This is a genomic window from Streptomyces sp. NRRL B-1347 (assembly GCF_000720325.1).
Taxonomy (GTDB): Bacteria; Actinomycetota; Actinomycetes; order Streptomycetales; family Streptomycetaceae; genus Streptomyces.
Genome location: NZ_JOJM01000038.1, coordinates 12,431 through 25,565, shown reverse-complemented (window position 1 = coordinate 25,565; position 13,135 = coordinate 12,431). Strand labels below are relative to the sequence as shown.

General features: G+C 69.9%; 15 protein-coding genes. 7 read left to right on the top strand and 8 right to left on the bottom strand.

Going from position 1 to position 13,135, the window contains the following annotated elements:
• The first annotated feature begins 34 nt into the window (after positions 1-34).
• A complete protein-coding gene (locus IG74_RS0128110) occupies positions 35-568 on the top strand; it encodes a DUF4760 domain-containing protein (protein WP_158857808.1) in 534 nt (177 codons plus the stop codon).
• Positions 569-642: 74 nt separating this feature from the next.
• Here IG74_RS0128110 and IG74_RS0128105 read toward each other — a convergent pair whose 3' ends face one another.
• The 4 genes from IG74_RS0128105 to IG74_RS0128090 all read right to left on the bottom strand — a co-directional run bounded on the left by IG74_RS0128105 (position 643) and on the right by IG74_RS0128090 (position 2,640).
• Complete coding sequence (locus IG74_RS0128105; RefSeq protein WP_030683025.1) at positions 643-897, bottom strand: hypothetical protein; 255 nt, start codon at positions 895-897, stop codon at positions 643-645.
• A 100-nt stretch (positions 898-997) separates the two neighbouring features.
• Positions 998-1,303 (bottom strand): hypothetical protein, encoded by a 306-nt coding sequence (locus IG74_RS0128100; protein ID WP_030683023.1) that lies wholly within the window; start codon positions 1,301-1,303, stop codon positions 998-1,000.
• A gap of 309 nt (positions 1,304-1,612) precedes the next feature.
• Positions 1,613-2,191 (bottom strand): DinB family protein, encoded by a 579-nt coding sequence (locus IG74_RS0128095; protein WP_030683020.1) that lies wholly within the window; start codon positions 2,189-2,191, stop codon positions 1,613-1,615.
• A gap of 80 nt (positions 2,192-2,271) precedes the next feature.
• A complete protein-coding gene (locus tag IG74_RS0128090; RefSeq protein ID WP_030683019.1) occupies positions 2,272-2,640 on the bottom strand; it encodes a VOC family protein in 369 nt (122 codons plus the stop codon).
• 63 nt (positions 2,641-2,703) lie between these two features.
• On the opposite strand from IG74_RS0128090, the gene IG74_RS0128085 reads away from it, so the two are divergent.
• Positions 2,704-3,156, top strand: a complete 453-nt coding sequence (locus IG74_RS0128085; RefSeq protein ID WP_030683018.1) for a MarR family winged helix-turn-helix transcriptional regulator — start codon at positions 2,704-2,706, stop codon at positions 3,154-3,156.
• Positions 3,157-3,476: 320 nt separating this feature from the next.
• Here IG74_RS0128085 and IG74_RS0128080 read toward each other — a convergent pair whose 3' ends face one another.
• Positions 3,477-4,796 carry an alpha/beta hydrolase family protein gene (locus tag IG74_RS0128080; protein ID WP_051855547.1) on the bottom strand — a complete coding sequence of 440 codons (1,320 nt, stop codon included), beginning with the start codon at positions 4,794-4,796 and terminating at the stop codon, positions 3,477-3,479.
• Between the two features lie 512 nt (positions 4,797-5,308).
• Between IG74_RS0128080 and IG74_RS0128075 the strand changes: the two genes are divergently transcribed.
• Positions 5,309-5,713, top strand: coding sequence for a RidA family protein (locus IG74_RS0128075; protein ID WP_030683016.1), 405 nt, complete (start codon positions 5,309-5,311; stop codon positions 5,711-5,713).
• 33 nt (positions 5,714-5,746) lie between these two features.
• On the opposite strand, the gene IG74_RS0128070 is transcribed toward IG74_RS0128075, so the two are convergent.
• Entirely contained in the window at positions 5,747-6,271 is a 525-nt protein-coding gene (locus IG74_RS0128070; protein WP_030683015.1) for a transposase family protein, read from the bottom strand.
• A 326-nt stretch (positions 6,272-6,597) separates the two neighbouring features.
• Entirely contained in the window at positions 6,598-7,263 is a 666-nt protein-coding gene (locus tag IG74_RS0128060; RefSeq protein WP_030683014.1) for a hypothetical protein, read from the bottom strand.
• Between the two features lie 347 nt (positions 7,264-7,610).
• Here IG74_RS0128060 and IG74_RS0128055 point away from each other — a divergent pair, with 347 nt between their 5' ends.
• Positions 7,611-8,144 carry a hypothetical protein gene (locus IG74_RS0128055; protein ID WP_158857806.1) on the top strand — a complete coding sequence of 178 codons (534 nt, stop codon included), beginning with the start codon at positions 7,611-7,613 and terminating at the stop codon, positions 8,142-8,144.
• Between the two features lie 104 nt (positions 8,145-8,248).
• The gene (locus IG74_RS0128050) at positions 8,249-8,935 is read left to right on the top strand and encodes a restriction endonuclease (protein ID WP_030683012.1); all 687 of its coding nucleotides are present in this window, start codon (positions 8,249-8,251) and stop codon (positions 8,933-8,935) included.
• Positions 8,936-9,123: 188 nt separating this feature from the next.
• Here the strand turns inward: IG74_RS0128050 and IG74_RS0128040 are convergent, their stop codons facing one another.
• On the bottom strand, positions 9,124-10,521 hold the full coding sequence (locus tag IG74_RS0128040; RefSeq protein ID WP_078869092.1) for an MFS transporter: 1,398 nt from the start codon (positions 10,519-10,521) through the stop codon (positions 9,124-9,126).
• 154 nt (positions 10,522-10,675) lie between these two features.
• Between IG74_RS0128040 and IG74_RS0128035 the strand changes: the two genes are divergently transcribed.
• Both IG74_RS0128035 and IG74_RS0128030 read left to right on the top strand, forming a co-directional pair.
• On the top strand, positions 10,676-11,548 hold the full coding sequence (locus IG74_RS0128035; RefSeq protein WP_030683010.1) for a helix-turn-helix transcriptional regulator: 873 nt from the start codon (positions 10,676-10,678) through the stop codon (positions 11,546-11,548).
• A 458-nt stretch (positions 11,549-12,006) separates the two neighbouring features.
• Complete coding sequence (locus tag IG74_RS0128030; RefSeq protein ID WP_078869091.1) at positions 12,007-13,125, top strand: 3-deoxy-7-phosphoheptulonate synthase; 1,119 nt, start codon at positions 12,007-12,009, stop codon at positions 13,123-13,125.
• The last annotated feature ends 10 nt before the right edge of the window (positions 13,126-13,135 follow it).

Below are 13,135 nucleotides of genomic sequence, written 5' to 3'. Positions count from 1 at the left end.
TCCGTCGGCCCCGGCGGCTGTCCATACTTCCCGCATGGAGTCCGCGTCGTGGGCGGCCACCGCCCTGAGTATGCTGGTCGCCGTCTCGGCCCTGATGGTGTCGCTGTGGTCCGCCCGTCGGCAGGCTGCCGACGCCCAGAAGGCGGCCATCATGCGCTTGGTGGCCGAGTTCATCGTCAGGTGCCGCACGGATGACTTCCAGGCGGCTCAGCGGGCCGTGGTGGCGGAGCTGAAGAGCGAATCGGCACCGGATCCGCAGGGAGGCATCTCCGGCCTGCCCGAGCCCCTGCAGAGCCAGGTCAAGAAAGTCGGAGGGTTCTACCAGGATCTGGGAACCCTAGTGGTTCTGGGGGCCATTCCGGAGTACCTGGTCGTGGCCCTCTACTACCGCTTCCTCCGCGAGGTGTGGCTGGCCGTCTGGCCGTACCTCGAGCGTGAGCGGGTCATGCTGGACGCGCAGAACGCCGGAAGCGTCTGGGGTTCCTTCGAGCACGTCGCCGTCTTTGCGCTCAACACTCCCTTCGCCGACATCGCCAAGATGTTCCGCAGGCGCACCTACGTCGCCTGAACCGGTCGGGTGCGTGGCCATCGCGGGTTCTCTGCCGAAACAGCGAGCAGGGCCATCGTTAGGGCTTATGCGGGTCACTCCAGGGTTTCGTTGGCCTGCTGGACGATGTACCAGCAGTCGGAGCACAGGTCGAGCCACCGGGGGCCCGCCGTGGGGGAGTTGATGATGATCGCGGCGGTGGCCGGGTGGCCGCAGCCCAGGCATGGATGGTCCTCGTCGCGGGCTCGGCGGGTCAGTGCGGGCCGGGACACGTCGTCGGGTGCCTCGGCGAGGAGGGTCGGCTCGGCGGCGATCAGGTGCAGGAGTGCCGTGGCGGCCGCGGGGTTCATCGCGGCGCCAGCCGGGTGGCGGGGGCGGACTCGGCGGAGCGCGTTGCGCCGTTGTGCGTTGATGCGGGTGCTCTTCGGCGCGAGGGCCGTGGTGTGTTGCTCATCGGTAGTCGGCGTCGAGGAGGTGGCGGGCCTCGACGCGGGGCGGGGTCCAGACGGGCCGGTAGTCGGGGTGGGTGTGGAAGCGGGCGGCGGCGTGCCGGAGGGCCAGGCCGAGTCCGTCGATGAAGGCGGCGTCCCGCGGGGAGAGCGCCGGGTGGTCCCGGTGGAGGAGGAGGTCGCTGTGGATGACGAGTTGGGCGTTGACGGCATAGGCGAACGGGTCGTTCGCCGCGGCCGGGCCGAGGTCGGCGATCCGGTCGGCGAGGAAGTGGTGGAGCGCCTCGTACTGCGCGGTGATCATCATCCGGTCGGTGCACCCATTCGATCGAGCCGCGAACCACCAAGGCGCGGGACCTTGTTGGCGCGGTGCTTTCCTGGCAGGCCCTCAACTGCCCGAAGGCGTCTCGTGCTCCTTCGGAGGATAGAAGGCGAGGCCACCCTAAGCGGCGCGGCGGGCGCCCTGTGTGGAACGTGGCTGTGTGTGCCCTGCCCGCGGGGTGGCTGCGGGCGGGCCGTCGAGACCTCCGTTCCGCCGGTCGCTGTGGATGGGTTCGCTACGGCGCCCTGGGCAACGGGCAGTACGTACACCACTGCCGTTGACGCGGCCCCCTCGTCACATCAGGGTGGCCGACTTGGCGGCCTGCTCGATCTTCGCGCGGTGGGCTGCGCGGGCTTCCTCGTCGATGCGCATCTCGTTCTCGGCGCGCACCCCGGTCCGGCCGTCGAGGCCCTCGCGCAGGATGTCGGCGTGCCCGGCATGCCGGATGGACTCGCCGAGGACGTGGACCATGACGGCGAACAGGTTCGTGTTGGGGTGAGGCTCCGGCCACCACGGCACGTGGCCGGGGGCGTCGAGGGGGAGTGTGTTGATCGTCGCGTCCGAGTGTTCCCACGTGCGCCGGTAGAACTCGATGATCTGATCGCGGGTCTCGTCCTCGGCAGCCCACAGATCGCTGCCGTCGGAGTCCTGCCACCGGGGCAGCGGTTCCGGGGAAGGGCGGTCGAAGACCTCGCCGAAGTACCTGGCCTCGACGGTGGCCACGTGTTTGACCAGGCCGAGCAGGTTGGTCCCGGTCGCTGTCAAAGGCCGGCGGGCGTCGTACTCGGACAGGCCGTCGAGTTTCCAGAGCAGCGCCTTGCGGTCCCGCCGCAGTCTCCTGTGCAGGGTGTCCTTCGCGAAGTCATCGATCATGCGACATGAGCCTGCCACGGGCGGCTCACGGTCTCAAGATCGATCGGCAACTGCTGGCCGATCGCAGAGGGCCTGGCGCATCAGGTGCGGTCGTGCAGAGTGACTTGGTAGCCGTCGGGGTCGGCGAAGGTGAACGTCCGGCCGAAGGGGCCGTCGACCGGTGCGGAGACGATGGTGCGGCCGTCGGCGACGAGAGCGTCGTGGATGGCCTGGACGTCGGTGGCGTGGAGCCAGATCGCGGCACCGATGCCGGGCTGGGCGACGGATGCGAGATCGGTGCCGGGAAGGACGTCGCGGAGTGCGAACGCGATCGGCTTCGTCTCGAAGACGACGGCGTGCGGGGGTCCGGCCTGGGAGCGGACGAGGCCGAGGTACTGCTCGTAGAACGCCTGCGACGCGTCGAGGTCGCGCACTTGGAGCGAGATGAAGTCGGGGCCGGTGACGGGCATGATGATGCTCCTTCTCTCCATGTCAGCTTTCTGACACGACTCAATGTATGTCAGACTTCTGACATGAATCAAGACGGTGTCGACCTGGAGACGTCACTGGGCTACCTGTTGAAGGAGGCGTCGAGTGTCCTGCGTTCAGCCATGGAGGAGGTGCTGCGGCCGCTCGGGATGACCGTGACGCACTACTCCTGCCTCGAACTGCTGGCTCAACGGCCGGGCTTGTCGAACTCCGAGCTCGCGCGGGGCGCGTTCGTCACACGGCAGACGATGAACGTGCTGCTCCAGAACCTCGAACGAGAGGGCTACGTGACCAGGCCCGCGGAGGCACCTGTCGGGAAGGCTCTTCCCGCACGGCTCACGCCTCGCGGCCGGCGGAGCCTGGAGAAGGCGACCGTGGCGGTCCGGTCCGTCGAGGTCAGGATGCTGGCCGGCATGACGGAGGCCGAGCAGGCAGGCGCGTTCCGGATCCTGCGGAGCATGATCTGTTCCCTGCGCGATGGCGATGAGGGTACGTAGCTCGTTCCTCGTTCCCTGTTCCTCGGCGCGCGTCTCGGAGCGTCTCGGCGCATCTCGATACGTCTCGGCATGTCCCGCCGCGCCCGGGCAGGAGCGCGGCCGAGTGAGGGACGGGAGAGGCCGTCTCCTCGTGCGGCTGCGTCTGGGGCGTCCCCCGGGGTCCCGGGCGGTGGTGGGGGTGGACCGTCCATGACCCCAGGGGGATGCCTGAGCGTGAGTGTTGGCCTTCGTTGCGCTGGCGCTCGCCTATGCGCGGCAGTTCACGCTCCGGGTGACTGTGCCGTGGCGACCCTCGGCCGCCGCATCGGCGCAGATCGGATTCAGTGCGGCTTCACGTACTGAACCTTTACGACGTTCGGCACCTGGGGCAGCTTCTTGCGGCCCGTCAGGAGCGCCTGCGCGGAGGTGTCGTTCATCAGGTAGCGGCGGAAGAAGGCGCTGGTGTAACCCGTGGCGATCTTGCGCTGGGTGGTCTCGTCGAGCCCCTTGTGCTGCTGGTTCGTGCCGTCCTGGGAGACGCAGCGGCCGGGCCGCTTGCCGGGGACCGCGTCGTTCTCACCGGATACCTGCCCGCTGCGGGGGGACCACTGGGTGTTGAAGTAGTTGTGGTTGCCGCCGGTGAGGGTGATGCCGTGGAGCGGGGCCTTGTTGCGGCCCTTGTTCCACTTGACGTACTCACCGGTGTTGACTTGGTCGCAAGTTCCCCACAGCACGGCCATCGGGACTCGGGTGACGGGCTCGTTTTCCCAGGTGGCGGTGGGTGCGAGGCCGAGTGCCGCCTTCACTTTCACTCCGGCGGGCCAGTCGCCGTGCCGCTTGTCGGAGGCGTGCTGCATGACTCCGCCGCCGCCCATGGAGTGACCGAGGGTGCCGACTCGGCCGAGGTCCACGTGTCTGGTGAAGGAGGCTGAGCTCGACCGGCCGGTCTTCGCTTCCTTGAGCTTGCCCTTGAGGGGGCCCTTGCCCGCGTTGAGCTGCCGCCACAGGTCCAGGTGCTTGTTGATGAGGCCCGCGCGTGCCTGGTACACCGAGTCGGCCTGGCCGCTGCTGGTGGCGTTGATTCCGTTGGCCCCCATGGAGACCACCACGAAGCCCTGCCGGGCCAGGTCCTTGGCCAGGTAGTCGTAGCCGGAACTGCTCGGCAGCGAGGTGATGCCCGGCCGACAGGGCCACGCCGAAAGGCGGGCGCCCATCTTGTCCATGATCTTCAGCTGCCTGGCCGCTTCGGCCTTGTCGCCTGCTTTCTCGGCCGCGGCCAGCGCCTTTCTGGCCTTCACCATCCGATTCTGCGCGGCACGGTCCGCGCAGGTGTTCCAGAGGCCGTGCTGCATGACGATCAGCGGGTGCCTGCCAGGGGCCACACCCTTGGCGCCCGGCCCCTTCGGGTAGTGCACCACCGCGGCGATCTCGTTCTTCCCCTGGTACGGCGGCGCGGGCACGAAGGCCTGCTTCCCCAGGTCGTACGTCACCCGGCCCACCGACGGCGAACCGGACCCTGCGGCGCCGGGCGAGACCGCACCGGCCGCGGCCGCCGGGTGCGGGATGGCCACCCCGAGCATGGTCACCGCGGCGCCCGCGCACAGAGCCGCTGTGCCGACTCGGCCGCCGAAGGATTTCCTGCCGTGTATCTCCACCGCCACGCGCGGTCCTGCCTTTCACATCCTCGTCGATGGAAGAGTCGCCGCCAGTGATTCCTGGGTGGCGATAGGCCGCAGCGGATGCCCGGCGCATCTTCCATCGACATGTCACGTTACGTATGACCGACCGCGACCTGGGGGGTTACTTCCCCGCTCACTGCGGACGGATTCCGCAGGTTAACGTGCAGTTGTTAGGGATGTGTCAGGGTGAAAATCCCGCCTGCGAGCCTATTGAGTTCGCTATTGCCCTGAGTGAGCCTCTTTCATCCTCTGCTGGAGGGTGAAACGGGCTGGGCGACGGGTGTGGTCAGGAGGCAGGGCACCTCGCCGTCGGCGTACAGGTTCCACTCATCACACCGGCGCCCGGAGGAGCTCACTGCAGCCAATTTTGTGCGCGCAGAGAACACTTGGAAGGCGCTGCCAGGCAAGCATCGTTTGTACGGACGCGTAACTTCTACGCGTAAGGGGCCTGTCTGCAACCGACGGTTCCGCGCGCTGTATCAAGGGAGTGAGTCATGAGTTCTCAGGTGAAGGCATTCGGGTTCGGCATGCCGTGGGAGTCGTTGTACGGGTACAGTCAGGCCACTCAGGTCGGTGACACGGTTTATGTGTCGGGGCAGCTGTCTCATGACCGTCACGGCAACTTCGTGGGTGCCGACGACTTCGAACTGCAGGTCCGCACCACGCTGGAGAATCTGGACCTGGTGCTGAGGCAGTTCGGGGCCGAGCGCAGCCAGATAGTGGAGACCACGGTTCTGGTGAGGAACCTACGGGAGAACTTCGACACGACAGCACGCCTCCACGCCGAGTACTTCGGGGAGCACCGGCCCGCCAGCACGGTCGTGGGTGTTTCCGACTTGGCACTGCCGGACCAAATCGTGGAGATCGGCGCGCTCGTGCGTCTCGATGTGAAGCCATAGGTGAGGAGGTCGGCCTGATTCCTTCGGCCTCTTTCATCCTGAATAGTTGCAGGTCAGCTGCGTGTGGACAGCTTGGGCGATGGTGCCGATGCGGCGGGTGGAGCATCTGGCTCGCCGGAGCAGCTGCCCGGCTTTCAACTGGGCGAAGGCGCGTTCGCCGGGGGCTCTCAGTCGGGCGTGGTGGTGGCTGAACTGCTGGTAATGCTCGGGCTGTTCTCGGTGGCGGTCGTATGGGGTGCGGAAGGTGGCGCTGGCACCTTGGCAGGCGCGGTCCGCGAGGACGTCCAGGGCTTCGACCACGTAGCGCCGGGCGGTGGCCTGCGATATAGCGAACCCGGCACCGAGCCGAGCGAACGTCTCGTTCTTACGCAGGCGGACCAGGGTGAGCAGTGCCTGGTCGAAGCAGCCGAGCTTGCGCCAGCGGGTGTTGCGGGTCCAGCGGTGCTCGTACAGCAGCCAGGCAACATGCTCGACGAGCTCTTGCGGGACGTCGAGCATGGCAGGACACGGAACCAACAGGGCCCCTTCGGTCGCCGGTGTGATGAGTGAAATCACCACGCCGACGACGAGGGGCCCTGCCTCGTCACCGCACGCGCTGAACAGCCCATTTCACCCATCAGCACAGGATGAAAGAGGTTCAGTGGCAGCGTGGTCCGCTCGATGGGCCGCTGTGTCCGGGGCACGAGGGGCATGTTGCGCTGGAGCCTGCGCCTGGTGCACTTCACGTATGTCGCCTGGAAGTTCGCGAGGACGGGCTTCGGTCTGCCGCCAGTTCGCTGAGCCTGGTCTTCTTGACCGGGTCGCGGACGGAAACCAGGCTGTGCCGACGCAGACGCCCGGGGGAGCGCCGCCGTCGAGGCTGTGCGGCGCTCCCTCGGTGGTGTCTATGCGCCGGGCGGCAGGTCCAGGACTGGCAGCAGGTCGAGGCCCGTGCGCAGTACGTCGATCTGTGCGTCGGCCTGGAACAGCTGCTCACCGGCGGGCAGCGGGCTGGTGCCGAACGCGTCGGCCAGGGCGTCGGCCCCGGTCGGCGTGAGGTACAAGGGCGCGTTCTCGGTGCTCACCCCGGTCGGGGAGAGCCTGGTTCCCTCGGCGGTGTAGGTGATGAAGTCGACCTTCTGGCCGAGGTGGGTGACGGTGAGGGTGCTCATCCTGCCGATCCGGAAGGTGCTGTTGAGGTCCGTGAACTCGGCCCGCTTGTCGTCGGCCCGCTGGAAGGCGAAGCCGCCCTTGGCCGACGCGGTCACACCGGGCAGGTCGCCGTTGAGGGTTGCCGAGTCCGAGGTTCCGCGCATGCACCGGTTGCCGCGCTCATCGGTGACCACGGTGGCCGGAGCGACGGCGTCCAGTTCGATACGGGCTTCGCGCAGTGCCGTGGTGGCCTCGTCGGTCAGGCAGTACGTGAAGGGTGCATTGCTGAGAGGCAGTGACGGAACGAGGCTCGGTGCGGGGTCTTTGGCCGCTGCTGGTGTGGCCAAGGCCGCGAGGGCCGTCAGGCACATCGTGGCGAGTACTCCGGCGCGAAGGCGTGACTTCTTCAGCTCCTGCATGGCAGAAGTCCAGGGCGGTGGGGGTGGGCCGCCGTGCGGCGGGCGCGGTGATCAACGCAGGCCGGTCCGGCCCGTCACGCCGTTGCGACGGCCAAGCGCCCGAGTGGAGGTATGGAACGGGATGCACTGGGTCACCGTGGCCTGCACGGTGACCAGTTCACGGAAGGCACCTCCCCAGCCCTGCCGGGGCAGGCGATGATCTTCAAGCGCCGTGGACCTGGCAGGATGAGCAGGCACTGGAAGGGCAAGGCACACCACCCCTGCGGCACTCAGCACCAAGTCGCGGTCAAGCCGCGCCAGTACAGCGCGCGCCCACCCGCCAAGGCCCGAAGCGAAAGCACACACCCATGCGACGAGCAACCGCGTACCTCACTCTCCTCCGTGCACCCCTTCTGCTGGCGGCGAGTGCCTGCTCCAGTGACAGGGACAGTGGCAGTGACAGCGGCAGCCCGGACAGCCCGCCGCCCGCCGCAGTCAGCGACAAGCAGGCACGGCAGGTCCTTGGCCGTGTCGTGGCGCGAGCGCCGAAGCTGACCGCGGGACGGTTCTGCGATGAGCTCGCCTATCAGAAGGACGCGTGCGCCTACACGCGCAAGCAGGCCGACGACTTCTGCCTGAAGCCGGGCACCGCACCCCGTGTGTTGCGTTCCGCGGTGGTCCGGAACACCGAGGACTCCGCCGGCGGCCGGGTGCTGGAGATCGAAGGCAAGACCGCGGGCGGGCAGCGCTACGTCTCCGAGTTCTTCGTCACCGCGCCCGATGGCACACCGCAGGCGTCGACCGCCGTCTACTGGTCAGGAGCAGGACTCGGCGACTCACCTCTGGGTGAGGACAACAAGGTCCTGCCGCAGTCCGAATGCGGCGACCGCGCAGACGGCTGAGCCGTCGCCGAGGCCGGGCCCTCTTGCCGGGGCCGAGTGGGGCTCCCACACTGCCGCTCTACGGGCACAGGGCAGACAGAGCGCAGGGCGATGGGGGAGGGCTGATGGCAGCGCGACGGCGTCGGCGGCCGCGGAAGCGGACGCGCAGGCAGTTGCAGGGCTGGGGCAGCGTGGCGGCGGTGGTCGCTGCCGTGTGGGTGGTGGGGAACTGGGCGGTGGTGTGGCCCGTCCTGGTGGCCGTGCTCGTGGTCTCCGGGTTGGGCGGCGCCGGCTGGGGCCTGTGGCGCGCGCACCGGCTCGCGGTGGGCAAGGACCGGCAGTGGCGGGCGCAGGAGGAGGCGAGGGCGCGGGAGCTGTCGATGGCGGAGGTCGACGCGCTCACTTGGCAGGAGTTCGAGCGGTACGTCGCCGAGCTGTGCCTGCGGGACGGCTGTACGAAGGTCGTCGTCAGCGGCAGGAGCGGCGACCTGGGCGCGGACGTCGTCGGCTACCTCGCCGACGGCCGCAAACTCGTCGTCCAGTGCAAGAAGTACGCGCCGCATCGCAGCGTTCCCTCGCAGGACATGCAGAAGTTCGTCGGCACGGCCCGTCTGGAGCACGGCGCGGACGTCGCCCTGTTCGTCACCACGTGCCGCGGCTTCACGAAGGACGCCCTCGGGCTCGCGGTGCGTCAGGGCATCGTCGCCATGCACCGCGACCTGCTGGGCGCCTGGGTCAAGGGCGCCCATCTGGAGACGCTGATCCCGCTGAGCGGAAGCGGTGGCGGTGCCGCGCGGCGTCCGCCCGCCTGAGAAGAAGCCACCTGCGGCACGGGCCGTGCGGGGCATTCAAGCGAGGGCGAAGGCGAAGGCGAGGGCAAGGGCGAAGGCGAAGGCCGCGCGGCCCGCCACGGGCCCCGGTGGGAGACCCAGCGGCCGGCCGGGGGAGTCCGGCCGCTGGGAGACATCGACGGCGGTGGGTGTCACCGCCGTGGGCGGCCTCAGCGTCGCGGCAGCAGCGCCCCGGCGCCGAGGGCCATGACCAGGAGCAGACAGGCGGCGCTCAGCAGGCTCTCCCGCATGCCCGGTGTGAAGTCCCCGGCGAGGAGCGCGCCGAAGACGGCGATGCTCACCGCTCCGCCCGTCTGACGACTGGTGTTGAGCAGCGCCGCCGCCGTGCCCGCCCGTTCGGGGGCGACGCTGTCGAGCATCAGGGAGGTCAGCGCGGGCATGGCGAGGGAGCCGCCGATGCCCAGCGGGATCATCAGAAGGGCGGTCACCCACGGGTGTGTGTCGGCGTCGACGGGGAGCAGTACGCCGCAGCCCAGGGCGACGATCAGCAGCCCGGCGACGACCACCGTCCGGCGACCGAAGCGGGTAACCGCCCGCGGCGAGAGGTAGTTGACGTTGGCGGTGATCAGCGCCATCGGCACGAACATCAGCCCGGCCGAGAGCGCCGACTGGCCCCGCTGCTCCTGGAAGAAGAGGCTCAGCACGAACACCCCGCCGTAGAAGGCGGCGTTGAGGGCGAAGCCCGAGATGACCGGCACGGTGACGCCGCGCAGCCGGAACAGCTCAAGGGGCAGCATCGGTTCCGGCCGCCGCGCCTCGATGGTCACGAAGGCGGCCGCGCACACCACCGCGACCACGGTCGCCGCGAGGACGGTACGGGTGAACCCGTCGTGCCCGCCCTCGATCACGGCGAAGGTGAGTCCGGCGAGGGCCAGTACGGCCGTCACCTGCCCCGGCAGGTCGAACGCGACGGAGTGGCGCGGGGAGCGCGCCGCCCGCATCAGGGCCAGGAACCCGACGATCCCGGTGGGCACGTTGAGGCAGAACACGGCGCGCCAGCTCCACTCCGTGGTGAGCAGCCCGCCCAGGACGGGCCCCGCGGCGATGGCGACCGCGCCGCCGACCGTCCACAGGGCGATGCCGCGCGCCCGCTCGTCCGGATCGGAGAAGGCCTGGCGGATCAGCGCGAGCGAGGCGGGCACCATCACCGCTGCCGCGCTGCCCTGCACCACGCGAGCCCCGATCAGCACCCCCAGCGTCGGCGCCGCCCCGCAGGCCAGCGAGGAGAGGGTGAAGACACCGAGCCCCCAGGCGTACGCGCGCCGCGCGCCCACCGCGTCCGAGAGCGCCCCGGCGGAGAGCATCAGGGCCGCGAACATCAACGTATAGCTGTCGACGACCCACTGCAGGCCGGACATCGAGCCGCCGAGGTCGTCCCGCATGGCGGGCAGCGCGACGTTGACTCCGGAGACGTCGATCGTGATCACGAAGAAGCCGAGGACGGCGGCGACGAGCGCTGCGCGGGGAGAGCCCGGCCGTTCCGGCTCGCCCCCGGTGGATGCGCTCGCCTCAGCTGCCGTGCCCGCGCCGGACCGCGTCGTACTCATGGTGCACTGCTCCTCACCGCGCTGTCGCTGTGGATACGGCAAGCAGCGTGCCCTGCGACCTGCGGTCCCTGGCAGGCCGAGCTGTGAGGGGGAGCGCTGTGCCTGGCCCTGACACGGCCCCCCTGCGCGCGGCGTTCTTTGCGAGAATGAACGGATGAGCGAAGGTACGGAACTGGGCCGCTTCCTCCGCGCCCGCCGCGGGCAGCTCCGCCCGCAGGACGTGGGCCTGCGGGCCGGTACGGGCGTCCGCCGCACCCCGGGGCTGCGCCGCGAGGAGCTGGCGACCCTCGCCGGGGTCAGCGTCGACTACTACACGCGCCTGGAGCGCGGCCGCGAGACCCGGCCCTCACCCGCCGTCGTCGCCGCGCTCGGCGAGTCGCTCCAGCTCTCCGACGACGCCCTGCACCGGCTGCACGAGCTGGTGGCGCTCGCCGCGGGCCAGTCGCCCGCGCCGTCCCCGGGCCCGGCGCGCACGGTGCGGGAGTCGGTGCGCATCCTGCTGGAGACGGTGCGCCCCGCACCGGCGTACGTCGTCAGCCGCACCAACGACCTGCTCGCCGCCAACCGGCCCGGTCTGCGGCTCTTCGCCGGCATCACGGACTGGCCGTGGGAGCACCGCAACATCACGCGTTACATGTTCCTGCACCCCATGGGCCGCAAGCTGTACCGCGACTGGGAGGAGATGGCGGCGCACAGCGCGGGCCACCTGCGCGCGGTGGCGGGCGCCGACCCGGACATGCCGGAGCTCGCCCAGCTCGTCGGCGAACTCGTGGTGAAGAGCCCGGAGTTCGCCCGGCTGTGGGAGCGGTACGACGTACAGGAGCGCGGCGGCGGCCAGAAGCACTTCCGGCACCCGGAGGTCGGCTCGCTCTGCCTCTCCTTCGAGGTGATGACGATCTCCCGCACGGACGGCCAGCGCCTGGTCACCTACCAGGCCCCGCCCGGCACCCCGGACCACGACGCGATGCTGCTCCTCGACATGGCGAGCCCCGAGGAAGCGGCGCTCCCCGAGGGGGCCGAGCGGTAGCGGCCCGCCCGCACCCGAGCCCGACGCGCCCGCCCGTCCAGGAGGAATTCCTCCTGGACGGGCGGGCGCTTTCTTTTCCGCGACAGAGGTGACGGAGCCCACGGTTCGTGGAATCCCCGGCCGGAATACGGGAAATCCGGAACATGTCGGCGTGCGGGCCGGAGCGGTGTGCATTCGGCGAAAGCCGCCGCCGCAAGAGCGGCAGGCCGCGGCGTGGCCCGGAGCCGTGGTGCAGCTAGGTGCACCACAGCTTGCTGCACGCGGCACCGGTAGCGGCTCAACTCCCTGATGAGGCACCGTGATTCGCGTGCTCGCCGGACAGCCGTGCCGGGGCGTCCCCCTCACCTCCACCCGTCCGATCCGCCATTCGGTACGGGCGCTCGGGGGATCGAGGGTCCACACGAATGATTCGTTGCCGACGCACAAATGCTGCGCTGAGTAGAACGAATTGAGGAACGATGCAGAGTCTTGACATGCTGGCCGAGGACAAACCCGATTCCGTGGTCGAACTCTCACCGGGCGACATCGGTGGGCAATACCGTACGCACTCGGCGACCACCCCGCACGGGCTCATGAGCGAGCTGCCGCTGACCCGGGCCGCGGCCCGCTCGGTGGGCGACGGCCGCCTGCTGACCCGCCGCGTGCTGAGCGGTGAGGACGACCGACTGCTCGCCGTGGTCGGGCCGTGCTCGATCCACGACGTGAACGCCGGTCTGGCGTACGCGAAGTCGCTGCGCGAGCTGGCCGCCGACTTCGCTGACGACCTCGTGCTCGTCATGCGGGTGTACGTGGAGAAGCCCCGCACCACGGTCGGCTGGACCGGGCTGCTCACCGACCCGGCCCTCGACGGCAGCCTGGACGTCAACCGCGGCCTTCGCGCGGCGCGCACGCTCATGCTGGAGATCGCCGAGATGGGGCTGCCCATCGCGACGGAGTGGCTGAGCCCGTCGGCCCCGGTGTACCTGGCCGACCTGATCTCCTGGGGAGCCATCGGCGCGCGGACCGTGGAGAGCCAGGTGCACCGGCAGCTGGCCAGCGGCCTGCCCATGCCCGTGGGCATGAAGAACGGCAGCACCGGCTCCGTGGGCGTCGCCGTCGACGCCATCCGGTCCGCGGCCGCGCCGCACGCCTACCTTGGCGTCGACCGGGACGGCAGGGCGGTCACGCTGCGGACGAGCGGCAACCCCGACTGCCACGTGGTGCTCAGGGGAGCCTCGGGCCGGCCCAACTACCACCCCGAGAACGTGCGCGAGGCGGCCCGGCTCCTGGCGGCGGCCGCGCTGCCGACCGGCCTGGTCATCGACGCAAGCCACGGCAACAGCGGCAAGGACCACGAGCAACAGGCCGTGGTCGCGCGGGAGATCGGCGCCCAGGTCGCGGCGGGCAACCCGGACGTCCGCGGCGTCATGCTGGAGGGCTTCCTGATCCCCGGGCGCCAGGAACTCGGCCTGGACGAGCCCGTGTTCGGCCAGAGCGTCACCGACGCCTGCATGGGCTGGGACGCCACCGTGGACGTGCTCCGCGACCTCGCGGCCGCGGCCCGCCAGCGCCGCGCCGTGACCGCCGCGGCCCGCTGACCCGCTGACC